Consider the following 23620-nt stretch of genomic DNA (forward strand, 5'->3'; position numbering starts at 1 on the left):
TCGTCATGCTGGCCGATATCCGATCACCAAGGATCGGTCCGACCGGAAGGACACCATGTCCGACACCTTCGTGGGCGACGAGCTGGCATCGCAGCCGGCCTCCTGGCGCTCCGCCGCGGCCCTGCTGCCCTCGTTCACCGACGTCCTGCCCCAGCCCGGCGAGCGCGTGGCCGTCATCGGCTGCGGCACGAGCTGGTTCATCGCGATGAGCTACGCCGTCGCCCGTGAGTCCGCCGGCCTCGGGCAGACCGACGCCTTCGCCGGCTCCGAGTACCCCGCCGACCGGCAGTACGACCGCGTCGTCACCATCTCGCGCTCCGGCACCACCACCGAGATCATCGACCTGCTCCGTGCCCTGCCGACCCAGCGCACCGTGCTCGTCACGGCCGTGCCGGACAGCCCCGCCGCCGCGGACGCCGACGACGTCGTCGCGCTGCCGTTCGCCGACGAGCGCTCGGTCGTGCAGACCCGCTTCGCCACCACCGCACTCGCACTGCTCCGTGCCTCGCTCGGCGAGGACGTCGAGGCCCTGGCCGTCCAGGCCGAGACCGCGCTGACGCTGCCGATCGACGACCTGCTCGACGCCGAGCAGGTCACGTTCGTCGGCCGTGGCCCCGCCGTGGGCCTGACGTTCGAAGCCGCCCTGAAGACCCGCGAGGCCGCACAGTTCTGGGCCGAGTCGTACCCGGCGATGGACTACCGCCACGGTCCGATCGCGATCGCACAGCCCGGCCGCCTGGTCTGGTCGCTCGGCCCCGTGCCGGACGGTCTCGCCGACGAGGTCGCCGCCACCGGAGCCCGCCTGGTGCACCACGACCTCGACCCGCTCGCCGGACTCGTCGTCGTGCACCGCTTCGCCGTCGCCCTGGCCGAGCGCCGTGGTCTCGACCCGGACCACCCGCGCTCGCTCACCCGTTCGGTCATCCTCACCTGATGGCCGCGCGCGGGGCAGTGCTCGGGGTCGACGTCGGCGGCACGGGCATCAAGGCCCGACTGACCGGCACGGACGGACAGGTGCTCGACGAGCAGCGCGTCCCGACCCCGCGTGACGACCCCGCTGCAGAGTCCCTCGCCGTCGTCGTGGCCGAGCTCGCGGTGCACGCGCGCTCGGTCGCCCGACAGCAGGGGACGACCCTCGACGCCGTCGGCCTGGTCGTCCCCGGCGTGGTCGACGAGGCCGCCGGTCGTTCGGTGCTGTCGGTGAACCTCGGCTGGCAGGACGTCCCGGTCCGCCAGCGGGTCGCCGAGGCACTCCGGGCGACGGGCACCGACGTCCCCCTCGCCTTCGGCCACGACGTCCGCGCCGGGGCCCTCGCGGAGGTCCAGTCCGGTGGGCTGGACCACGGCACGGTCGCGTTCGTGCCGGTCGGCACCGGGCTCGCCAGCGCCCTGGTCGTCGACGGCCGGGTCGTCAGCGGTGACGGCTGGGCCGGCGAGATCGGCCAGGTGCGGATCCCCACCGGGCCGCACGCGGGCCTCCGGGTCGAGGAGGTCGCCTCGGCCGGTGCCGTCGCCCGCCGGAGCGGTGCCCCGTCCGCCCACGCCGCGATGCTCCGCGTCGTCGACGGCGACCCCGTCGCCCGACGGGTGTGGGACGAGTGCGTCGCCGTCCTCGCCGACGCGCTCGCCTGGCTGACGGCGACCGCCGGCTGCCACACCCTGGTGATCGGCGGCGGGCTCGCGCAGTCCGGCACGCTCCTGCTCGACCCCCTCACCGTGGCCGTGACCGACCGTCTGGTGGGCGTCCGCGTCCCGGCGCTCGTCGGCGCGCGGCACGGCGACGCCGCGGGTGCGATCGGCGCGGCCCTCCTCGCGCAGGGGCTGCTCGCCCGCACCCACGAGCGCAACCACGACCTCGGCCTCGACCACCCGAGGGCGGTGTCCGCGTGACGACGCTCGTCCGCGCCCCCCGCGTCGTCACCGCCTCGGCCGACCTCACCGACGGCTGGATCGCGGTCACCGACGGCCGGGTCGCCGCGGTCGGCACCGGCCCGGCTCCGGACCACGACGCCGTGGTCGAGGCACCCGGCACCGTCGTGCCGGGCTTCGTCGACCTCCACGCGCACGGCGCCCTCGGCCACGACTTCGCCTCGTGCTCGGCGGACGAGGCCCGCGCCGCCGGCGCCCACCACGCCGACCGCGGGACGGCCCACCTGGTCGCCTCGATCGCGACCGGCACGGTGCCGGACACGGTCGCCGCGCTCCACCGGCTCCGCCCGCTGGTCGCCGACGGCACGCTCGCCGGGCTGCACCTCGAGGGCCCCTGGCTCGCCCCCGCACGTCGAGGCGCGCACGCCGCCGCCCTGCTGCACCCGCCGACCGCCGCCGAGGTCGAGCTCCTCGTCGACGCCGGCGGCCCCGCCCTCCGGATCGTCACGCTCGCCCCCGAACTCCCCGGCGCGGTCGACGCGGTCCGCCGACTCGTCGACGCCGGCGTCATCGCGGCGATCGGCCACACCGACGCCGACACCGAGCAGGTGCAGCGCGCGGTCGACGCCGGAGCGACCCTGGTCACCCACCTCTTCAACGGCATGCCGCCGCTGCACCACCGACAGCCCGGTCCGGTCGGGGTCGCCCTGACCGACGAGCGGCTGACCGTGGAGTGCATCGTCGACGGCCACCACCTGGACCCGGTCGCCGTCGGCCTGGTCCGCCGTGCCGCCGCCAGCCGCCTGGTGTTCGTCTCGGACGCGATGGCCGCCACCGGCTGCGCCGACGGGGCGTACCGGATCGCCGGCTCCGACGTCGTGGTCGAGGGCGGGGTCGCGATGCTCGCCGACGGTTCCTCACTCGCCGGCAGCACGATCACGGTCGGCGACGCCGTCGCCCGGGTCCTCGCCGCCGGTTCCTCCGCCAGCGCGGACCCCGGTGCCGTCCGGGAGGCCGTGGCCGCCTCGTCCGTGCACGCTGCGGCCCTGCTCGGCCTGCGTCCACCCCTGTCGGTCGGGTCCGCCGCCGACCTCGTCGTCCTCGACCCGGCGGGCCGCCCCACCGTCCTGGAGGTCCCCGCGTGATCGTCGTCGTCACCCCGAACCCCGCCGTCGACGTCACCTACCGCGTCGCCGAGCAGACCGTCGGGGTCACCCAGCGTGTCCTGGAGGTCGTCCGTCGCCCGGGCGGGAAGGGCGTCAACGTCGCCCGGGTGCTCGCCGCCGCGGGCACGGTGACGACCTCGGTCCTGCCGCTCGGCGGGACGTCCGGGACCTGGGTCGCCACGGCGCTCCAGCAGGACGGCCTGACGACCACGCCCGTGCCGGTCGGCGGTGACACGAGGACCACCGTCACCGTCGTCGACGACCACGCGCACCCGACCATGTACGGCGAGCCGGGGCCCGTCGTCTCGACGGACGAGTGGGCGGCCGTGACCGATGCCGTCCGGACCGCCCAGCGGCACGCGACCGCGCTCGTCGTCTCCGGGTCGCTCCCCCGCGGCACCGACCCCGGCGTGGTCTCGCCCTGGATCCGCGGCGCGGTCGACGCCGGGCTGCTCGTGGTCGCCGACCTGTCGGGTCCGGCGCTCCTCGGGGCCGCCGCGGCGGGCGCCACGGTCTGCAAGCCCAACCGCGAGGAACTGCTCGACGCCACGGGCGCGCCCGACGAACGCTCCGGTGCGCTCGACCTGCTCGCGCGCGGCGCCGGGGTCATCGTCGTCTCCGCCGGCTCGTCGGGCATCACCGCGCACACCCGCGACGCCGTCGTGACCGTCCCCGCGGTGCCCGACGTGCACGGCAACCCCACGGGAGCCGGGGACGCTGCCACCGCCGGACTCGTCCTCGCGCTGACCGGACCGGGCAGCCGTCCGACCGCAACCCTCGCCCCAGCCGATCTCCGCCACGCCCTGGTCGCCGCTGCCGCGTACGGCGCCGCCGCGGTCCTCCGCCCCGTCGCGGGCGAGGTCGACCTGGCCGCCGTCGACCGCTTCACCGCCCTGCTCGACCGAACCGGGAGCCCCACATGACCACCGCCCTCGCCCTCACCGGCCTCCTCGACTCCGCACGCACCGCCCACCGCGGTGTCGGCGCGTTCAACGTCGTCCTGCTCGAGCACGCCGAGGCGATCGTCGCCGGCGCCGAGCGGGCCGGGCTGCCCGTGGTGCTGCAGGTCAGCGAGAACTGCATCCGCTACCACGGTGGCCTGACGCCCATCGTCACCGCGACCCAGGCCGTCGCCCGTGCCGCCGACGTCGAGGTGCTCGTGCACCTGGACCACATCGAGGACACCGCACTCGTGCACGCCGGCATCGACCTCGGTGTCGACTCGATCATGTACGACGGCTCGCACCTGGACTACGACGCCAACGTCACCGCGACGCACGAGCTCGCCGACCGCTGCCACGCAGCGGGCATCGCGATCGAGGCCGAGCTCGGCGAGGTCGGCGGCAAGGACGGCGTGCACGCCCCCGGGGTCCGTACCGACCCGTCCGACGCCGCGGCGTTCGTCGCCGCGACCGGGGTCGACACCCTGGCGGTCGCCGTCGGGACGTCGCACGCGATGCAGACGCGGGAGGCGTCGGTCGATCGCGACCTCGTGGGACGACTGCGGGCCTCCGTGCCGGTGCCCCTGGTGCTGCACGGATCCTCCGGGCTGTCCGACGAGGAGCTGCGGGGCGCGGTCCGTGCGGGCATGACGAAGATCAACATCTCGACGCACCTCAACGGGCTGTTCACCCGGGCGCTGCGGGACGTGCTCGACGAGCGACCGGACCTGGTCGACCCGCGCCGGTACGTGTCGGCGGGACGTGATGCGGTCGCGGCCGAGACCGACCGGCTGCTGACGCTGCTCGCCGGGTAGCCGGGTAGCCGACCGGCTCAGCCTCGGGTGTGGCTCGCCCAGAGCGCGGAGCGGCCCTTCCGGAGCACGACGTTGCCGTCCGTCCCCATGCGCAGGGTCACCCCCGTGCCGCCCTTCCCGCCCGTACCGGTCGACCATCGCCGGTCGCCGAGGGGCCCGGCGAGCAGGAGGTCCCCGTTCGGCAGGAGCAGGAGGGATGCACCGGCGCCGCCACCCGCCTTGCGGAACACCGCGGCGCCGCGGACCGTGACGACGAGTTGTCCGTTCGAGCGGACGGCGAAGCGCCGGAGCCCGCTCGCGTCGTGGATCGCCTGGCCGGCGACGAGGGTGGCACCGGGGACGAGCTGGTCCGTACCGGGTGCACCGTTGCGCCAGAGGATCGCGCCGTCGCGCGCGGTGACCCGGACGTCGCCGGTGTCGTCGACGGTCAGGCGAGCGCCGCCGGTCGCGGTGCGGGCCGACGTCGACCAGAGGACCGTGCCCGACGGTGCGACCACCGCGAGCACCCCGCTCGCATCGAGGCGCAGGACGGCGCCGTCGGCCGAGCCGGTGCTCCGCCAGAGACGGCGCCCGTTGCCCCACTCGACGAGCGAGCCGTCGGCCTGCAGGTCGAGCCAGTACTGCCCGGACGGCGAGTGGATCGAGGTCCCGGCGGGGACGGTCCGGTTCCCCGAGGCGATCGCGGTCGCGGTCGCCCCGGCCGCGGCGGCCGTCGTGGTCGGTGCCGTGCAGTCCTTCGCCGTCGGGAGCAGCCGTCCGAGAGCCGACCAGTTCGGCGAGCCGAGACCGGTCGCCGCGTCCCACCCGCGGGCGGCCCGCGCCGTGCCGTTGCTGCCGGTGACGACGTCACGGAACGCAGCCGGGTTCCGGTACAGGGCCTGGTGCACGTCACCGACGCCGGCGGCGCACCCGCGGGCGGTCAGCGCGACGGCGAGCTGTCCGGCGAGCACCGGGGATGCCAGGCTGGTCCCGCCGCCGAGCACGAACCCGTGTGCGGTCGACAGGTACACGCCGAGTCCCTTCGCCGGGTCGGCGAGTGCGGCGACGTCGGGCAGCTGGCGCTTCGTGCCGCTGGTCCCCGTCCCGGTCTGCCACGCGGGTCGGGCGTAGGCGCTCGAGGTCCCGCCACCACCGGCACCGAGGGTGTTCGACCAGCCAGCCTCGGTCCAGCCGGTCTTCGTCTTCGTGAGCGAGGTGCCGCCGACGCCGACGACCGCGGGCGAGGACGCCGGGTAGGACACGTCGCGGATGGTCGTCCTCGGGCCCGTCGGGCAGCGTGCGCCGTCGTCACCGGTGGCGGCGAAGACCGTCGCGCCGGCGGCGACGATCCGGGACAGGGCGGCGTCGAGGGCGGCCCTGGCGTCCGCCGGGGTCCGGGTCTCGCAGCTGCCCCAGGAGATGCTGACGGCGGTGATGCCGGCGCTCCGGACCTCGTCCGCGATCCGGCTGTAGGCGTCGTAGCTGCCCTGGAACGAGTTCTCGGTGACGTACACGCGCTGCCGGGCGCCGGGCGCGACGGCGAGCAGGGCCTCCTGGTCGATCGCGACCTCGGTCTCGCCCTGGGAGCCGTCGCCGACGTGCGGGTCGACGCCGTCGACCGCGACCTGGTCGAGCGCGGGCAGCGGACGCCCGTTCGCGACGGCGTACGCGCTGAGGTCGTTGCGGTCCCACCCGGAGAACTGCACGGTGGCGATCGTCGCGCCGGCGCCCGCCGTGGCCGAGCCCGTGGACCGGTACGCACCGGCGAGGTCGGCGGGCGCGTACCCGGCGGGGACGGCAGCGTGCGCCAGGGCCGGACGGGTGTCGAGGCCGAGCACCGAGACGACCGCGCCACCGAAGGACTGCGGGACGACCGGTGCGGTGGTCGGGTGCATGCCGTCACCGGTGCCGACCAGGGTGACGCCGAAGAGCGCCTCGGCCTGGGCGGCGGTGCCGTGCGCCTCGACCTCCCACGTGTCGGTGTCGGTCACGGTGAAGCCGGCGCCGGTCAGCACCGATCGCGTGCGCGAGGGGGCGTCGTCGGCGGGGGCCACGGCCTCCACTGCGTCCGCGCGCTGCTCGGCGGTGTCGCCGGTGGTCGCCGTGGGCAGGGCGGCGAGGGCGGCCGGATCCGTCGGGCGGAGGACCAGCGTCAGGTCGACCGGGGCGTCACCGGGCGTCGCGCCGGCGGTGGGGTCGGCCGGTGCGGGGACGCCGGCGGCGGCCGGCACCGCGGTCGCGGGGGCGACCGGTGTGGTCGTGGCAGCCACGGGCGCGGTCGCCGCGGGCAGCGCCTGCGCCGGCAGGCCCGTGCCGGTGACGGCGAGCGCCACGGCCACGGCGGTCGCGGCGAGGAGGGTCGGGGTACGGCGTGGCATCGGCGATCGCTTCCGGGGATCCGGGACGACGACCGTCCCTGGCCGTCGGTCCGGGGTGCCGGACGGTGCACGGTACCCCGGCGCACCCCACCCGCCGCAGCCCCAGTTCCGGGGCCTCGGCTCGGTGCGGGGACGTCCGCGTCAGCAGAGCGGGACGTTCACCGCGAGACCGCCCATCGCGGTCTCCTTGTACTTGTGCGACATGTCGGCGCCGGTCTGCCGCATGGTCTCGACGACCTGGTCGAGGGAGACGTGGTGCACGCCGTCCCCGCGCAGTGCCATCCGTGCGGCGTTCACCGCCTTGTTCGCGGCGATGGCGTTCCGCTCGATGCACGGGATCTGCACCAGGCCGCCGATCGGATCGCACGTCAGGCCGAGGTTGTGCTCCATCGCGATCTCCGCGGCGTTCTCGACCTGCTCCGGGGTGCCGCCGAGCAGTTCGGCGAGTCCGGCCGCAGCCATCGAGGCGGCCGAGCCGACCTCGCCCTGGCAGCCGACCTCGGCGCCGGAGATGGAGGCCCGCTCCTTGTAGATCGAGCCGACGGCGCCCGCGGTGAGCAGGAACCGGACGATCGCGTCGTCCCGGCGGTCCGGGGTGATCGTCGGCACGTAGGTGAGCGCGTAGAAGAGGACGGCGGGGATGATGCCCGCGGCGCCGTTCGTCGGGGCGGTGACGACGCGGCCTCCGGAGGCGTTCTCCTCGTTGACGGCCATCGCGGTGAGGTTCGTCCACTCCATCGCGAAGAGGGGGTCGTGCCCGGGGTCGTCGCGGGTGAGCTGCGCGAACCAGTCGGCGGCGCGGCGTCGGACCTCGAGTCCGCCCGGCAGCGTGCCGGTGCGACGGACGCTGCGGTCGACGCAGTCCTCCATCACGGCGTGGATGCGGAGCAGGCGGTCGCGGACCTCGTCCTCGGTGCGGGTCGCGGTCTCGTTGGCGAGGGCGACGCCGCTGACCGGGAGGCCCGTGGTCGCGCAGGCCGCCAACAGCTCGGCCCCGCTGGAGAACGGGTGGGGCACCGCGTCGGTCTCGACCGGGATCGCGGTGCTGGCGACGTCCTCGCCCGGCTCCTCGTCACCGTCACGGGCGATGAACCCGCCGCCGATCGAGTAGTAGGTCTCGACGGCGGTCTCGGTGCCGGTCGCGTCGAAGCTCCGCAGGCGCATGGCGTTCGGGTGCCGCGGCAGCATGGTCAGCGGGTGCAGGACGACGTCGCCGAGCCGGAAGGCCACGGTCGGGCCGTCCGCCAGGGTCAGGCGGCCGGTGGACTCCAGGGCGTCGAGCGCCGCCGTCATCACGTCGGGGTCGACGTCCTCGGGCCGGTGACCCATCAGCCCGATCGCGACCGCGCCGAGTGTTCCGTGCCCGTGCCCCGTCGAGGCGAGCGAGCCGTAGAGGTCGACGCGGATGCTCGTGACGGGCAGGTCGGCGACCCGTTCGGCGAAGTCGACGCCGGCGCGCATCGGGCCCACCGTGTGGGAACTCGACGGCCCCACACCGATGCTGAACAGATCGAAGACGGAGACCGGCACGACATCGAGCCTACGCCGTCCGGACGGCAGGCTCAGTGGCCTGGTCGGGCCTGCCACCAGTGGATCAGGGCCCGCCGAGCCAGTGGTCGATCCGGTGGTGGTCCGGGCTGAACCCGTTCGCGACGCCCCAGAGCACCGCCTGGGTGCGGCTGTCGGACCCGATCTTGCGGTAGACGGAACGGATGTGTGACTTGACGGTGTTCGGGCTGAGGTAGGTCAGTTGAGCGACTTCGGCGTTGCTCTTGCCCTGGGTGATGAGCGCGAGGACCTCGGACTCGCGATCGGTGATGCCGACGCCCTTGCCCGGCCAGTCCAGGCCGTCGGCGCTCGGGGCGCGACGTCCGGCGCGGCTGACCACGACCTCGCCGGCAGCGATCCGCTCGAGCGCGTCCACCAGGTCGGCGGCACCCAGCGTCTTCGACAGGTACCCGTGCACCCCCTCTGCGAGCGCTGCGTCGACGAGCTCCTGTTGGAGATTCCAGGTGTAGACGACGACGTGCCGTGCTCGTGGGTTCGCGACGAGTGCGGCGATCTCGACCTGGTCGGACTCCGGCTGCGCGAACGAGTCGTAGAGCACGATGTCGATCGAGTCGTCGAGCTCTGCGTTGGCGTCGATCTCGGCCACGACGATCCGGTCGCGGTGCGCGTCGAACATGTGCGCGAGGCCCTTCAGGACGACGTCGTAGTCGTCGACGAGCGTCACGAGGAGCGGAGTGGGGGGAGCGTCGACCGGCATGGGGCCACCTTTCCACCCCAAGGGGTGAGACGGAACACCCCTGGGGGTGGAAGGGTTGTCGACGTCACCCGATCGGGTGACGGACGCGCTCGGCCCTTCTACCGGTCGTGCAGAACGCACCAAGGAGTCAGCCCATGCTCGGTCTCATCCTCAGCCTCATCATCGTCGGCCTCATCGCCGGCGCACTCGCCCGTCTCATCGTCCCCGGCAAGCAGGACATCAGCCTCGTGATGACGATCGTGCTCGGCATCGTCGGCTCGTTCGTCGGTGGCTTCCTCGGCTTCTTGATCTTCCAGCACGACCCGATGGACGGCTTCTTCCAGCCCGCCGGCATCATCGGCTCCATCATCGGCGCGATCATCGTGCTGCTCCTCTACACGCGCTTCGCCGGTGGCCGCAGCCGCCGCTGAGTGCCTGAACGACGAACAGGGTCCGGATGCGATGCGTCCGGACCCTGTTCGTCGTTCCCGTCCCGTCCGCGTCGCCGGACGGACCCGCGGGAGCGGGCGGGATCAGCGGCGCCCGCCCTGCGTCGGCATCACGATCCAGAGCACGACGTAGGCGATCCAGAGCGGCCCGGGGAACAGGCTGAGCAGGACCCAGAGCACGCGGACGGCGGTGCGGGACCAGCCGAAACGGTCGGCGATGCCGGCACAGACCCCGGCGAGCAGGCGACCGGAGCGGGGGCGGTGGAGTGTGTTCGTCATGTCCTCGACGCTACGGGTCGAGACTGCGTGGCGGCATCCGGCCAGGCCCCCACTCCGGGGTGGGGACAACCCCACCGAGGCGGGACGAGCCTGGCGGACGGTGGTCGGGCCTCCCGGCCGGTCCGGCCCGCCGTCCTACGGCAGCAGGACGATCTTGCCGCGGGTGTGGCGCTCCTCGAGCTGGGCGTAGGCGTCCTGCACCGCGTCGAGCGGGAAGGTGGCGGCGATCGGGACCTCGACGGAGCCGTCGGCGACCATGTTCGCCAGCGCCGACAGGATCTCGGGGTCGGCCGTGTCCGCGCTGCCCGACGCCTTCGCGCCGACCTCGGCCGCGGCCTCGAAGGCGATGACGGTCTCGATGCGGTCGGCCGGGACGCCGAGCGTGATGCCGAGGTGCACGTACTCGGCGCCGAAGGTGTCGATGACGGCGTCGATGCCGTTCGTGGCGAGCTCGCGGATGCGGTCCTCCAGGCCGTCGCCGTACGCGACCGGGCGGGCGTTCTTGGACTGCAGCCACTCGTGGTTCGACTCGGAGGCGATCGCGATGACGTCGATGCCCTCGTTCGTCAGCAGCTGGGTGACGAAGGAGCCGACACCACCGGCGGCACCGGAGACGACGACGGTCTCGCCCGCGCGGGGGTCGACGGCGCGGACAGCGGCAGCGGCGGTCGTCGCGGCGACGTCCAGGCCACCGGCGGCCTCCCACGACAGCATGCGGGGCTTCGGGACGAGCTGGCCGGCGGGGACGGAGACGTACTCCGCCTGGCTCGAGCGCTCCCACGACCAGCCGAGGACCTCGTCCCCCTCCTCGAACCCGTCGACGTCGAGGCCGATCGCGGCGACGGTGCCGGCGAGGTCGGTGCCCTGGCCGGACGGCAGCTTCTCGGGGTCGTGGTCGTCGACGACACCCTGGCGGATGGCGGACTCGCCGGGGTTGATGCCGGCGGCGCGGACCTTCACGAGCACGCGGCCGGGCTCGACCTCGGGAACGGGGACCTCGGCGACGTGCAGGACGGAACGGTCGCCCCACTCCTCGAAGCGGACGGCGCGCATGGTGTCAGGGAGAGCAGTCATCCCCGCAGACGGTACGCCAGGCCGGCCGCGGTCGTCGCACTCCACGCTGACAGCGGCGGTATGGACCGCTCCATCACACCGCTCGTGGGAGACTGACGACATGCCCATCCTCCACAAGGACATGCAGCTGTGCATCTCGCTGGCCGCCCGTCCGAGCAACATCGGCACCCGGTTCCACAACTTCCTCTACGACGAGCTCGGGCTGGACTACGTCTACAAGGCGTTCACCACGACGGACCTGCCCGGTGCGGTCGCCGGCATCCGTGCGCTCGGCATCCGCGGCTGCTCGGTGTCGATGCCGTTCAAAGAGGACGTGATCGCACTCGTCGACGAGCTCGAGGAGTCCGCCGCCGCGATCCGCTCCGTCAACACGATCGTCAACGACGCCGGGGTCCTGACCGCATCGAACACCGACTACGAGGCCGTCGCCGCCCTGCTCGACTCGCACGGGGTCGACCGCGACGCCCGGGTGCTGCTCCGGGGCTCGGGCGGCATGGCGAAGGCGGTCACGGCGGCGTTCCGTGGGGCCGGGTTCGCGCACCTCACCGTCGTCGCCCGCAACGAGGCGACCGGCAGCGCCCTGGCGGACCAGTACGGGTACGCCTGGGTCGGTGCCGAGGAGCAGGTCGGCGACGCGGACGTCCTGGTCAACGTCACCCCGCTCGGCATGCGCGGCGACCAGGAGGACGCGCTGTCCTTCGCCCCGGACCGCATCACCGCGGCAGGCACGGTGTTCGACGTCGTCGCGTTCCCGTCCGAGACCCCGCTCGTCCGGGCCGGCCGCGATGCCGGTGCGCACGTCATCACGGGCGCCGAGGTCATCGCGCTGCAGGCAGCGCGCCAGTTCGAGCGGTACACGGGCGTCGCGTTGACGGCCGACCAGGTCGCGCGAGCGAGCGCGTTCTCCCGCCAGGAGTAGGCGCGGCGGCGGCGCCGAGACGCCGCCGAGTCCGCGAGACGCCGCCACTTTCCGCGGCGCCTCGCGCAGAGCGCGGCGTCTCCCACAGACGGGGGCGTCTCGGGCCGGGAGGCGTCCCAGGCCGGGACGGTCGGGGCGGGCCCGCACCGACCCTCCCGTCCGCCACACACCGGCGCCACGGCGAGACGCCGCCGAGCCCGCGAGACGCCGCCACTTTCCGCGGCGCCTCGCGCAGAGCGCGGCGTCTCCCACAGACGGGGCCGCCTCAGCGGCTGCGCGCGCGCCCCGCGGCGACCCAGCCGAGCCGCCGCGCGGTCTCGTGGTTCCGGAGCCAGATGCCGGGCTGCGCGAGGAACCCGGGGACGAGCGTGCCCGGACCATTCACGGGGTTCTCGCGCAGGGTGATCCGGCAGCCGCGGGGGTGCGGCTCGACCTCGACCTCGACGCGGGCCTCCCCCACCGGCCACCCGCGGGCCTGGATCACCATCCGCCGGGGCTCGTCGTACTCCAGGACGGTGGTGGTGTCGTTGATGACGAACGGCCAGACGCCGAACGAGTGGTGGATCTCGGTGCCGACCGCGGGCCACCCGGGGTCCTCGCCGCGCATCCGCGACGCACCGACGACCCACGTGGGGTAGAGCCAGCCGTCGCGGAGGACGTCGAACACGTCCTCCGGGGTGCAGTGGATGATCCGGACGTTCTTCGCCATGTCAGCTCCTCGGTGCCAGGTCGACGTCCACCGGCAGCCCGTACGTGTGCCGGAGGGCGCTCTTCGCGGCGTGCCACCCGGCCATGCCGTGCACCCCGGGCCCGGGCGCCGCGGACTGCGACGCCAGGTACATCCCGCCGCCCATCCGCCACGGGTCGCTCGAGAGCACGGGCCGCTTGACCAGCTGCCAGAAGCTCGCGGCACCGGCGGCGATGTCCCCGCCGGAGTAGTTCGGGTTGTACTGCTCCATGTCGTGGGCGGTCCTGCTGTTCGTCGCGACGATGGTGTCGCGGAAGCCGGGGGCAAATCGTTCGATCTGCCGGATGACGCTCTCCTGGTGGTCGACGGTCGAGCCGGCCGGCACGTGGGCGTACGCCCAGAAGACGTGCCCGCCCTCGGGTGCCCGGCTCGGGTCGACGACGGTCGGCTCGGAGCCCAGCACGTAGGGGCGGTCGGGGTCCTGCCCGCGGGCGACCTGCGCCTCGGCCTCGGCGATCTCGGCCCGGGTGCCGCCGATGTGCACGGTGCCGGCGCGGTGCAGCTCGGGGTTGGTCCAGGGCACCGGCTCGGACAGGGCGAAGTCGACCTTGGCGGCGGCGTTGCCGAACCGGAAGTGCCGCAGGGCTCCACGCTTGGGCGCCGGCAGCTGGTTGCCGGCGATCCGGAGCATCGACGGGACGCTGGTGTCGAAGAACACCGCCTTGGCCGGGGTGAGGTCGCCGAGGGAGTGGACCTCCCGCCCGGTCTCGATCGTGCCGCCGTGGGCGACGAGGTCGGCGGCGAGCGCGTCGACGATCGCCTGGCTGCCGCCGATCGGCACCGGCCAGCCGCGGGCGTGGGCGTAGACGCCGAGCGACAGGGCCGCGGCCGCGGTGGCGAGCGAGGGCATGTGCTGGATCGAGTGCGCCGCGACGCCGCTGATCATGGCCGGGGCGACGTCGTCCCGGAAGCGGAGGTTCCAGGCGCGGGAGCCCTGCTCGAGCGCGCGGAGACCGAAGCGGGCGACCGTGACCGGGTGCCGTGGGACGTGCAGCAGGGCGTCGGTGGCGAAGTCGGAGACGCGGTCGGCGTGCTCGACCAGCGGGGCCATCAGCTGCCGGTAGGCGCGGCCGTCGACCCCCAGGGCATCGGCGGTGCGGTCGAGGTCCTGGTACGCGATGCCCGCCCGGCCGCCGTCGAGCGGGTGGCCGTACTGCACCTCGGGCAGGCGGAGTTCGATGCGCCGCTCCATGCCGAAGGCGCGGAAGAACTCGGACTGCAGCGCCATCGGGTGCACGGCGGAGCAGACGTCGTGCAGGTACCCGGGCAGCGTGAGTTCCTTGGTGCGCGCACCGCCGCCGATGGTGTCGTTCCGTTCGACGACCTCGACACTGAGGCCGGCCCGAGCGAGGGTGACCGCTGCGGCCAACCCGTTCGGTCCGGCTCCGACGACCACCGCATCAACCATGCGGACGAGCCTACGGAGTGGCGGCTGGGCACGGGTCGAGGCGGTCCCGTGCGTTGACGGCCGAGCGTCAGCTCGTGGTGGTGTCCGCCTCGGCCGGGTCGGTGCCGTCGTCCGGTCCGTCGGCGTCCGGTTCGTCGGCGCCGACGGGGGTGCCGGAGCTGACCGGGTGCTCGGCGACCAGGGTCGCGAAGTCCTCGTCGAGGAGCTGCTGCACCCGCTCGTCACGCCCGATCTCGTAGTCGTCGGCCGGGCGCTGGGCCCACCCGAGACGCCCGACGACGGTGGTGCCGATGTCGTCCCACGCGCGGGCCCGGGCGGCCAGGACGATGCCGTCGACGAAGTGCTGGTCGTCGCGGCGGGCGTCGAGGCGCTTGGCCAGTTCTTCGTACGTGGCCTCGCGCGTGCGGAGCTTCAGGTCGTCCCCGCGTCGGTAGTCGTGCTGGTGCTGCGAGCGCCCACCCTGCTTGCTCGACCGGACCCGGATCTCCCGCATCCGCTCGGCGTCGCCGCGCTGCTCCTCGGCCATCCGGTGCAGTTCCTGCCGTGCGGCGTCGGCGATGAGCGCGTGGTCGAAGTACCCCTGGTCGCGCAGGGCGTTGGTGATGATCCGGTTCGCCACGGCGACGGTCACCGCCGCCTTGGCGATGAGGAACCCCTCGTCCACCGCGCGCTTCAGTTCGACCTGGCTGACGGGCCGATCGCGCACGTCGGGCTTGCGTCGTCCGAACAGTGCCATGCGTCGACGATACCGGCGACCGGGTGCCGGCGGGCTGCGGGACCGACCCGCTGTGGAGGACCGGTCTGCTGTGGAGGACCGGTCCGACGACCGTGGGACCGACGGACGGGAGGCACGGTGCCAGCTGGCATCGTGCCTCCCGTCCGGATCGGGTCGCGACGCAGGCCGTCGGCTCAGGCCGCTCCGTGGCTGGCGCGGCTGCGACGCGACAGCGAGTCGATGATGACGGCGAGCAGCAGGACCGCGCCCGTGATCATGTAGCGGATCGAGGAGTCGAGGCTGAGCAGGGTGAGCCCGTTCGAGATCGACTGGATCACGATGATGCCGAGCAGCGCCGACCACGCGCTGCCGCGGCCGCCGAACAGGCTCGTCCCACCGATCACCGCCGCGGCGATCGCGTTGAGGTTCGTGTCGCCGGCACCCGAGGACAGGCTGGCCGAGTTGAGCCGAGCCGCCGCCAGGATGCCGCCGATCGTGGCGAACAGCGAGGTGAGCATGAACACCGAGATGTAGATGCGGTTCACCCGGATGCCGGAGCGGCGGGCGGCCTCGACGTTGCCGCCGACCGCGAAGACCGAACGGCCCCAGCGGGTGCGCTTGAGCAGGAAGTTCATGAGCACGACGAGCACGACGAAGAACACGAAGGACGTGCCGGTGCCGAAGTCCTGCGACAGGTACCAGACCATCACGGCGAGCCCGATGAACAGGGCGGCGGACTTCGCGATCGTCAGGGACATCGCCCCGGTGGACAGGCCGGCGCGACGACGACGGCCGGCGCGACGGACCTCGGTGACGAACAGGCCACCGGCGGCGACCGCGGCGAACAGGTAGGCCAGCCACGGCGGCAGGTACGACGCCGAGGCGAACTGCACGATCGGCGAGTCGTACGGCAGGTTGATCGAGCCGTTCGGGCCGAGGATGAGCAGCTGCAGGCCGAGGAAGCCGAGCAGACCGGCCAGGGTGATGACGAAGCTCGGGACGCCGAAGCGGGTGAAGAGCAGGCCGTAGAGCAGACCGGCTGCCAGACCGACCGCCAGCGCGACGACGATGACCAGCCAGAGCGGCCAGCCGAGGGACGTCAGCCCCTGACCGAGGATCGCGGCCGCCAGACCGCTGACGCTGCCGACGGACAGGTCGATCTCGCCGAGGAGCAGCACCAGGACGATGCCGATCGCGATGGTGCCGACGGCCGCGCACTGCAGGGCGAGGTTGACGAGGTTGCCCGGGGACAGGAAGTCGGGCGAGAGCGCCTGGAACACCGCCCAGATGACGATGAGGCCGACGACGACCGGCAGCGAGCCGATGTCGCCGCCGCGGACCCGACGGATGAACGCCTTCGCGGCGCCGCCGATGCCCTGGTCGCGGAGCAGCCGCTCGTCCTGCAGGTCGGCCGCCGACGGGGTCGGGTTCGACGCGGTGAGGGTCTCGTCGGTCTTGCTCATGCGGTGGTCTCCTGTTCGGTCCGGGCCGCGGCACGACGGGTGACGGCGTTGTCAGTCGCGCCGGTGATGGCCGCGATGATCTCCTCGTAGGAGACGTCGTCGATGCGGAAGGTGCCGTTGTTCCGACCGAGTCGCAGCACCGCGACCCGGTCGGCGACGGCCTGCACGTCGGCGAGGTTGTGGCTGATGAGGACGACGCCGAGGCCGCGCTCACGGAGGCGCTCGACGAGGTTGAGGACCTCGGCGGTCTGCGCGACGCCGAGTGCTGCGGTCGGCTCGTCGAGGATGACGACCTGCGGGTCGCCGATCAGGGACCGGGCGATCGCGACCGTCTGCCGCTGGCCCCCGGACAGGGACGCGATCGGGATGCGCACGGAGGGGATCCGTGCCGCGAGCTGCTGCAGGAGCTCCCACGAGCGGCGTTCCATCTCCTCCTCGTCGAGGAAGGGCTTGGCGATCTCCCGACCGAGGTACAGGTTCGACACCACGTCGAGGTTGTCGGCGAGGGCCAGGTCCTGGAAGACGGTGGCGATGCCGAGCGACTGGGCCGCTGCCGGGTTCGGAACGGTGACCTCGTCGCCGTTGAAGGTGATCGTGCCGCCGTCCGGTGTGTAGACGCCGGCGAGGATCTTCACGAACGTCGACTTGCCGGCGCCGTTGTCGCCGACGATGGCGACGACCTCACCCGGGTAGACGTCGAAGTCGATGTCACTGAGGGCCTGGACGGCACCGAACCGCTTGTCGATGCCGCGGAGGGACATCACGGGTTCGGTGGTGGGGTGTGCTGCTGGGGGCTCGGTGCTCACGGTGTCGTCCTCGATCATCGGAAGTGCGTGCGGGCCGCCCGGTCCGGATCGGACCGGGCGGCCGGGGGGTGTTGCTTACTCGATGCCGTTCTTCGAGCAGGCGCTGGCGTACTGCGAGGTGCAGACCTGCTTGACCGTGTAGAGGCCGTCCTTGATGACGGTGTCCTGCACGTTCTCGGTCGTCACGGCGACCGGGTCGAGGAGGGTGGACTGCACGCTCGCGCCGCCCGCCGTCTTCGTGGTGGTGTCGCCCTTCGGGGTCTCACCCTTGGCGAACTGGATGGCCAGGTCGGCCGCCTTCGACGCCTCGGGCTTGAACGCCTTGTAGACGGTCATGTACTGCTCACCCGAGAGGATGCGTTGGATGCCCGCGAGGGACGCGTCCTGGCCGGTGACGGGCGGGAGCTCGGAGACGCCGGCCGACTTCAGGGCCGCGATGACGCCACCGCCGGTGTCGTCGTTGGCCGCGTAGACGCCGGTGATCTTGTCGGCGCCGAGCTTGCTGATCTGTCCGGCTGCCCAGTCCTGCGCCTTGGCGGGGTCCCAGCCGGGGGTGTCGAACTCGGCCAGCACCTTGTAGCCGCTGTCGTCGATCGCCTTGTGGGCACCGGCCTTGAACTGCGAGGCGTTGTTGTCCGTCGGGGAGCCGTTCACCATGATGATGCCGGAGCCTTCGGGGACGTCCTTCGCCTTGAGGGCCTTGATGAGCGCCTCGCCCTGCAGCTGACCGACCTTCTCGTTGTCGAACGAGATGTAGTAGCTGAGGTCCGGGCTGTTGATGAGTCGGTCGTAGGAGATGACCGGCACCTTCTTGGCCTTGGCCTGCTGCACGATCGAGGCTGCGGCCTCACCGTCGAACGGGTCGAGGACCAGGACCTTGACGCCCTGCGTGAGCATGGACTGGGCCTGCTGCAGCTGCTTGGACGCGTCGCCGTCCGCGTTCGCGTAGACGACGGAGCAGCCGCTGCACTGCTTCTTGACCTCGGCGGTGAAGAGCGGGCGGTCGGCGCTGGCGTAGCGAGCCGTGACGGAGTCGGGCAGGAGCAGGCCGATCTTGGCCTTGGAGGCGTCGCCCCCGCCGCCGCCGGAGCCCGTTCCGGCACCGGCTCCGTTCGAACAGCCCGCCAGGGTGGTGATCGCGAGCAGCAGGGCGCCGACGCCCAGCATGGCTCGTGTGGTGGCTTTCTTCATCGAAATGTCCTCCAACAGGTGGACCGCCCACGTTGGCGGTGACCTGAGTGTGCCAGTGGCGGTTCTTGGCTGCAAGAGTTGAACGCAAGGGTGCGGTGCCGTGACGGAATCGTTATCGAGCGATCGTCAGTGGCGGACGTCCACCGCTTCGATCGCGACCGCCAGCGCCCCGGTCACGGCGGCCTTCTCGCCGAGCTGGCCCTGCACGACGTCCGGGGTGCCGTCCGCGTCGACGATGAGCATCGACTCGAGCGCGTGCCGCATCGGGCCGAGGAGTAGCTCCCCCGCACGCGCGAACTCCCCCGTCACCACGAGCCGCTCCGGGTCGAGCACGTTGCAGAGCCCCACCGCCGCCGTCCCGATCGCCCGCCCCGCGTCCGCGATCGCCCGGATGCACACCGGGTCGCCCGACATCGCCCGGAGGATCAGGTCCGCCGTCTTCAGGGTCCCGACCTCGTCGCGGATGCTCTCGAGCACGGCGGGCGCACCGGCCACGGCCTCCAGGCAGCCGCGGTTGCCGCACCGGCAGATGGGGCCGTGCGGGACGACGGGCGTGTGCCCGAACTCGCCCGCGACGCCGTGGTGCCCACGGAACAAGCGGCCGTCCAGGATCAGGCCCGCACCGATGCCGGTGCCGACGTCGAGCGTGATCGACGTGTCCCGCCCGCGGGCGGCCCCGCTCCGGTGCTCGGCCAGCGCGGACAGGTTCGCCGAGTTGTCCACCTGCACCGGCTTGCCGACCCGTCGCGCGAGCGACTCCCCGATCGGCAGTCCGTCCCAACCCCGGAAGATCCCGCCCCGCGCGGTCATCCCGGTCCGCCGGTCGATCGGCGCCGCCACGGCCAGGCCGACGGCCAGCACCTCGTCCATCGAGGACTCCACCGACTCGGCCATGTCCATCACGAGCAGCGCCGTCTTGTCGAGTTCGGCGTCCGCCCGGTGGTCGCGGGCCAGGGGCATGTGCCGCTCGGCCAGGACGGTCCCGTTGAGGTCGGACAGCGCCAGGCGCAGGTGCCGGGGCGAGACGTGCACGCCGGCGACCAGGCCGAGGCCGTGCGGCAGCGTCACCCGCAGCGCCCGGCGGCCGCTCGAGGTGCTCGGCGTCGCGTGCAGGGCACCGCTGGCGACGAGCTCCTTGACGATGTTCGACACCGTCGCGGGGCTGAGGCCGGTCGCGCCGGCCAGCTCGACCTGGGTCAGACCGCCGTGGCGCTTGACCGCTGCGACGACACGACCCCGGTTGGCTTCACGCAGTGAAGCTTGGCTGCCCGGACTCCGTCGTGGCTCTGACACGGGGACAGCGTAATGGGCCCGGTCCGAACGTCGACCGCGTCCCCCGGACAGACGGACGGGAGGCGTGGTGCCAGCTGGCACCGCGCCTCCCGTCCGTCAGCAGGTCGCGTCGCGACGCGACGTCGCGACTAGGGCTTCGTGATGAAGCCCTCCTTGACCATCCACTCGAAGGCGACGTCCGCCGGCTCGCGGCCCTCGACGTCGACCTGCCGGTTGAGCTCCTGCAGCACCGCATCGGTGAGCTTCGGCGAGATCTGGTCGTAGATCCCCTCGAGCTGCGGGTACTTCTTCAGCGTCGCGCTCGAGAGCACCGGGGCGACGTTGTACGCCGGGAAGAACCCGCGGTCGTCCTGCAGCACCTGCAGCCCGAGCGACTTGATGCGGCCGTCGGTGGTGAAGACCTCACCGAAGTTGCACGTGCCGCGGTCGGTCGCCGTGTAGACGGTGCCGGTGTCGAGGATGTCGACGTTCCCCTTCGGGATCGCCCCGTCGCCGGAGCCGCCGAGCGTCAGACCGTACTTCGCGAGCATCGGCTTGAAGCCGTCGGCGCGCGAGTTGAACTCGGACTCCACGCAGAACGTGCGCTGGTCGGCCGGCAGGTCGGCGATCTGCGACAGCTTCGTGATGCCGCCGAGGTCCTTGACCGCTTCCTTCCGCACCGCGAACGCGTACGTGTTGTTCATCGGAGCGGGCTTCAGCCAGGTGAGCCCGTTGCCGGCGTCCTCGTCCTTGACGGCCTGCCACTGCTTCGTCTTGTCCGGGATCCCCTGCTTGTGCCCCATGAAGGTCAACCAGGCGGTGCCGGTGTACTCGTACGTCATGTCGGCGTCGTGCCCGGTCATCAGCTGGCGGACGGCCACCGAGCCCGGCACGTTCGTCTCGTCGGTGACGTCGAAGCCCGCGGCGGAGGCGGCCAGCACCGAGATCTTGCCGAGGACCAGCTGCTCGGTGAAGTTCTTCGACGTGACGGTGAGCTTCGCGTCCTCCGGCAGGCCGTCGATGTGCTTGATCGTGCCGGGTGCCGCGGCGGGCACGAAGGCGGCAGCGGGCTGCAGACCGCAGCCGGCCAGGAGGCTCGTGGTCGCGCCCGCCAGGACGACGGCGGCGAGCAGACGGCGGGCGCGGCGGCCCGTGGTGCGCGTGCGGGTCATCGGAGTCCCTTCGGTCGGGCGAACGTCTCGACGATGCGGCCGAGCCAGTCGATGGAGAGGGCGAGGAGCGCGATGAGGAGCGCCCCGGAGACGAGCACCTTCGGCAGGAACAGGTTCACGCCGGTGGTGATCAGGAGGCCCAGGCCGCCGGCACCGATGAACGTCGCCAGGGCGGCGGACCCGACCAGCAGCACGAGCGCGGTGCGGATGCCGGCGAGCATCACCGGGACGGCGAGCGGCAGTTCGACCTTGAGCAGGACGGCGGCGGCGCTCATGCCCATGCCACGACCGGCCTCGACCAGTCGGGAGTCGACGCTCTCGATGCCGATGATCGTGTTCCGGAGCACCGGCAGGATCGCGTAGAGGACCAGCGCGACGACGGCGGCCCAGAACGTGAAGCCGAGCCAGAAGGCCAGCAACACGACGAGCCCGACCGCGGGTGCGGCCTGGCCGAAGTTCGCGACCGCCAGGATCGCCCCGCTCGCCTTCCGCAGCGGACCGCGGGTGAGCGCGATGCCGAGCGGGATGGCGATCACGAGCACGATGACCGTCGACACGATCGTGAGCATGATGTGCTGCCAGGTCAGGTCGAGCAGCCCCGAGGGGTTGAGGGTCGAGCGCTCGGAAGCGGTCAGGTCCGCGTTCGCCAGCCACAGGGCGAACGCGCCGAGGACCACGAGGATCGCGACGGGCTGGATGACCAGTCCGCGCCAGCTGGTCCGCTTCCCGGTGGCCGGGGACGCGGTGACGACGTCGCTCACTGGTCGTCCCGGGCGCCGACGGGCGAGCTCGGCAGCGTCTCGAGCGGGTTCGTGTTCGTGCCGACGGGTGTGTACGCCTGCTCCTCGGCCGCGGCGGCACGGGTGCGGGTGATCGCGTCCATCACCGTCTCGACCGTGATGACGCCCTGGAACGCGTCACGTCGACCGGTCACGAGGGCGGCGCCGGCACTCGAGACGAGCATGGTGTCGAGTGCGTCGTTGAGGGTCGAGGCCTCGGACACGACGGGCAGGTTCGCCTCGGTGCCGTCCGGGATCCGGTCGAGCCGCTCGAGCTGGCGGCGGGACGGCCACCCGATCGGACGCTGGCGCTGGTCGACGACCACGGCGTGACCGTGACCGCCGGCTTCGCGCATCCGCTGCAGCACGGCCTGGGCCTGCTCGCCGGGGGAACAGGTGACGGCGTCGGCGAGCCCGACCTCCCGCACACGGGTCAGGGTCAGCTGCTTGAGCCCGGCACCCGAGCCGATGAAGTTCTCGACGAACTCGTTCGCGGGCTCGGCGAGGATCCGCTCCGGGGAGTCGTACTGCACGATGTGCGCACCCTCGGAGAACACCACGATCCAGTCGCCGAGCTTCACGGCCTCGTCGAAGTCGTGCGTGACGATGACGATCGTCTTGTGCAGCTCTGCCTGGATCCGGATGAGCTCGTCCTGCAGGCGCTGGCGGGTGATCGGGTCGACCGCACCGAACGGCTCGTCCATCAGCAGGACGGGCGGGTCGGCGGCCAGGGCGCGGGCGACGCCGACGCGCTGCTGCTGTCCGCCGGAGAGCTCGCGGGGGTAGCGGTCGCGGTAGGTGTCCGGGTCGAGCGAGACCAGGTCGAGCAGTTCGTCGACGCGGGCGGCGATCTTGTCCTTCGACCAGCCGAGTATCTTCGGCACCACGGCGATGTTCGCCGCGACGGTCATGTGCGGGAAGAGCCCGCCGGCCTGGATGACGTAGCCCATCCGGCGACGCAGTTCGTCGCCGTCGATCTTGGTCACGTCGTCGTCGCCGACGACGATCCGACCCTCGGTGGGCTCGATGAGCCGGTTGATCATCTTCAGCGTGGTGGTCTTGCCGCAGCCGGACGGACCGACGAGCATGACGATCTTGCCGGCCGGGATCTCGAGCGTGATGCCGTCGACCGCGGGCTTCGCCTGACCGGGGTACCGCTTGGTGACCTGGTCGAGCAGGATGCTCCGACCGGTGACGTCGGAGTCGGGCGCGGTGGTCGGGGAGTCAGTGCTGGACACGGATACCTCTCGAGGTGGTCAGGCGGCCGAGGCCGAGGAGCAGGAGGTCGAGCACCAGGGCGAGCAGGACGACGCCCACGGTGCCGACGACGACGGAGTTGAGGGAGTTCGCGCCACCGAGGCGGGAGAGTCCGGAGAAGATGAAGCTGCCGAGTCCCGGGCCGAGCGCGTACGCGGCGACCGCGGCGACACCCATCACCATCTGGGCGGAGACCCGGACGCCGGTGAGGATGATCGGCCACGCCATCGGCAGTTCGACCTGCACGAGCGTGCGGAAGCGGCTCATGCCGATGCCCCGCGCCGACTCGACGACCGCGGGCGGGATCTCGTTGAGCCCGACGACCGCGTTCCGGAGGATCGGCAGCGCGGCGAAGAACGTCACCGTGACGACGGACGGCACGACGCCGAAGCCGAGCGGGACGAGCAGGAGGCCGATGACCGCGAACGACGGCAGCGTCAGGCCGATCGTGGAGATCTCGTTCGCGGCGGATCGCAGCCCGGGCACCCGGTAGACAAGCGCCGCGAGGACCACGGCGATGACGGTCGCGAGCACGACGCACTGGACCACCAGTGAGAAGTGCTGCCAGGACGAGAACCAGATCTGGTCCCATCGCTCGGCGATGTACTGGAACACCGGTTCTGCACTCCCTCGGGTCGGCAGTTCGACCCACGGATCGGGGCACGAACGGGCCCCAAGCTACGCAGATGCTCAGC

At 72.6% G+C, this 23620-nt stretch carries 23 protein-coding genes; 7 read left to right on the forward strand and 16 right to left on the reverse strand.

Annotated features, from left to right (window positions below; translation table 11 throughout):
- The first annotated feature begins 55 nt into the window (after positions 1-55).
- The 5 genes from DEI97_RS16605 to DEI97_RS16625 are packed head-to-tail and all read left to right on the forward strand — an operon-like array spanning position 56 to position 4791.
- Positions 56-934: an SIS domain-containing protein gene (locus tag DEI97_RS16605; RefSeq protein ID WP_111074037.1), complete on the forward strand. Its 879-nt coding sequence runs from the start codon at positions 56-58 to the stop codon at positions 932-934.
- Complete coding sequence (locus DEI97_RS16610; RefSeq protein WP_111074038.1) at positions 934-1890, forward strand: ROK family protein; 957 nt, start codon at positions 934-936, stop codon at positions 1888-1890. Before DEI97_RS16605 ends, DEI97_RS16610 begins: the two co-directional genes overlap by 1 nt.
- Positions 1887-3014, forward strand: coding sequence for an N-acetylglucosamine-6-phosphate deacetylase (locus DEI97_RS16615; RefSeq protein WP_111074039.1), 1128 nt, complete (start codon positions 1887-1889; stop codon positions 3012-3014). Before DEI97_RS16610 ends, DEI97_RS16615 begins: the two co-directional genes overlap by 4 nt.
- Entirely contained in the window at positions 3011-3958 is a 948-nt protein-coding gene (locus DEI97_RS16620) for a 1-phosphofructokinase family hexose kinase (RefSeq protein WP_111074040.1), read from the forward strand. Before DEI97_RS16615 ends, DEI97_RS16620 begins: the two co-directional genes overlap by 4 nt.
- Positions 3955-4791 carry a class II fructose-bisphosphate aldolase gene (locus DEI97_RS16625; protein WP_111074041.1) on the forward strand — a complete coding sequence of 279 codons (837 nt, stop codon included), beginning with the start codon at positions 3955-3957 and terminating at the stop codon, positions 4789-4791. The genes DEI97_RS16620 and DEI97_RS16625 overlap by 4 nt, the downstream gene beginning before the upstream one ends.
- Before the next feature lie 17 nt (positions 4792-4808).
- Here DEI97_RS16625 and DEI97_RS16630 read toward each other — a convergent pair whose 3' ends face one another.
- From DEI97_RS16630 to DEI97_RS16640, 3 genes are all read right to left on the reverse strand, one after another.
- A complete protein-coding gene (locus DEI97_RS16630; protein ID WP_111074042.1) occupies positions 4809-7148 on the reverse strand; it encodes a S8 family serine peptidase in 2340 nt (779 codons plus the stop codon).
- Between the two features lie 141 nt (positions 7149-7289).
- The gene (locus tag DEI97_RS16635) at positions 7290-8678 is read right to left on the reverse strand and encodes an L-serine ammonia-lyase (RefSeq protein ID WP_111074043.1); all 1389 of its coding nucleotides are present in this window, start codon (positions 8676-8678) and stop codon (positions 7290-7292) included.
- Between the two features lie 64 nt (positions 8679-8742).
- Positions 8743-9414 (reverse strand): response regulator transcription factor, encoded by a 672-nt coding sequence (locus tag DEI97_RS16640; protein ID WP_111074044.1) that lies wholly within the window; start codon positions 9412-9414, stop codon positions 8743-8745.
- Positions 9415-9548: 134 nt separating this feature from the next.
- Here DEI97_RS16640 and DEI97_RS16645 point away from each other — a divergent pair, with 134 nt between their 5' ends.
- A complete protein-coding gene (locus DEI97_RS16645) occupies positions 9549-9824 on the forward strand; it encodes a GlsB/YeaQ/YmgE family stress response membrane protein (RefSeq protein WP_111074045.1) in 276 nt (91 codons plus the stop codon).
- A gap of 102 nt (positions 9825-9926) precedes the next feature.
- Here the strand turns inward: DEI97_RS16645 and DEI97_RS16650 are convergent, their stop codons facing one another.
- Together DEI97_RS16650 and DEI97_RS16655 are read right to left on the reverse strand one after the other, a co-directional pair.
- Positions 9927-10121: a PspC domain-containing protein gene (locus tag DEI97_RS16650; protein ID WP_111074046.1), complete on the reverse strand. Its 195-nt coding sequence runs from the start codon at positions 10119-10121 to the stop codon at positions 9927-9929.
- 135 nt (positions 10122-10256) lie between these two features.
- Positions 10257-11195, reverse strand: coding sequence for an NADP-dependent oxidoreductase (locus tag DEI97_RS16655; protein ID WP_111074047.1), 939 nt, complete (start codon positions 11193-11195; stop codon positions 10257-10259).
- Positions 11196-11295: 100 nt separating this feature from the next.
- On the opposite strand from DEI97_RS16655, the gene DEI97_RS16660 reads away from it, so the two are divergent.
- Positions 11296-12114: a shikimate 5-dehydrogenase gene (locus tag DEI97_RS16660; RefSeq protein ID WP_111074048.1), complete on the forward strand. Its 819-nt coding sequence runs from the start codon at positions 11296-11298 to the stop codon at positions 12112-12114.
- 265 nt (positions 12115-12379) lie between these two features.
- Here the strand turns inward: DEI97_RS16660 and DEI97_RS16665 are convergent, their stop codons facing one another.
- From DEI97_RS16665 to DEI97_RS16715, 11 genes are all read right to left on the reverse strand, one after another.
- Complete coding sequence (locus DEI97_RS16665; RefSeq protein WP_111074049.1) at positions 12380-12823, reverse strand: SRPBCC family protein; 444 nt, start codon at positions 12821-12823, stop codon at positions 12380-12382.
- Between the two features lies 1 nt (position 12824).
- Positions 12825-14270 (reverse strand): phytoene desaturase family protein, encoded by a 1446-nt coding sequence (locus tag DEI97_RS16670; RefSeq protein WP_111074050.1) that lies wholly within the window; start codon positions 14268-14270, stop codon positions 12825-12827.
- Positions 14271-14337: 67 nt separating this feature from the next.
- Positions 14338-15006: a hypothetical protein gene (locus DEI97_RS16675; RefSeq protein ID WP_111074051.1), complete on the reverse strand. Its 669-nt coding sequence runs from the start codon at positions 15004-15006 to the stop codon at positions 14338-14340.
- 173 nt (positions 15007-15179) lie between these two features.
- Entirely contained in the window at positions 15180-16448 is a 1269-nt protein-coding gene (locus DEI97_RS16680; RefSeq protein WP_111074052.1) for a sugar ABC transporter permease, read from the reverse strand.
- The gene (locus DEI97_RS16685) at positions 16445-17272 is read right to left on the reverse strand and encodes an ATP-binding cassette domain-containing protein (RefSeq protein ID WP_111074053.1); all 828 of its coding nucleotides are present in this window, start codon (positions 17270-17272) and stop codon (positions 16445-16447) included. The genes DEI97_RS16680 and DEI97_RS16685 overlap by 4 nt, the downstream gene beginning before the upstream one ends.
- A 57-nt stretch (positions 17273-17329) precedes the next feature.
- Complete coding sequence (locus DEI97_RS16690) at positions 17330-18445, reverse strand: sugar ABC transporter substrate-binding protein (protein ID WP_111074054.1); 1116 nt, start codon at positions 18443-18445, stop codon at positions 17330-17332.
- Between the two features lie 126 nt (positions 18446-18571).
- Positions 18572-19738 (reverse strand): ROK family transcriptional regulator, encoded by a 1167-nt coding sequence (locus tag DEI97_RS16695; protein ID WP_111074055.1) that lies wholly within the window; start codon positions 19736-19738, stop codon positions 18572-18574.
- Positions 19739-19866: 128 nt separating this feature from the next.
- Positions 19867-20889: a glycine betaine ABC transporter substrate-binding protein gene (locus DEI97_RS16700; RefSeq protein ID WP_111074056.1), complete on the reverse strand. Its 1023-nt coding sequence runs from the start codon at positions 20887-20889 to the stop codon at positions 19867-19869.
- Entirely contained in the window at positions 20886-21650 is a 765-nt protein-coding gene (locus DEI97_RS16705) for an ABC transporter permease (RefSeq protein WP_111074057.1), read from the reverse strand. The genes DEI97_RS16700 and DEI97_RS16705 overlap by 4 nt, the downstream gene beginning before the upstream one ends.
- Positions 21647-22906 carry an ABC transporter ATP-binding protein gene (locus tag DEI97_RS16710; RefSeq protein WP_111074058.1) on the reverse strand — a complete coding sequence of 420 codons (1260 nt, stop codon included), beginning with the start codon at positions 22904-22906 and terminating at the stop codon, positions 21647-21649. The genes DEI97_RS16705 and DEI97_RS16710 overlap by 4 nt, the downstream gene beginning before the upstream one ends.
- A complete protein-coding gene (locus tag DEI97_RS16715; protein WP_111074059.1) occupies positions 22893-23540 on the reverse strand; it encodes an ABC transporter permease in 648 nt (215 codons plus the stop codon). Before DEI97_RS16715 ends, DEI97_RS16710 begins: the two co-directional genes overlap by 14 nt.
- Positions 23541-23620: the final 80 nt, after the last annotated feature.

This window comes from Curtobacterium sp. MCLR17_032 (assembly GCF_003234795.2).
GTDB lineage: Bacteria > Actinomycetota > Actinomycetes > Actinomycetales > Microbacteriaceae > Curtobacterium.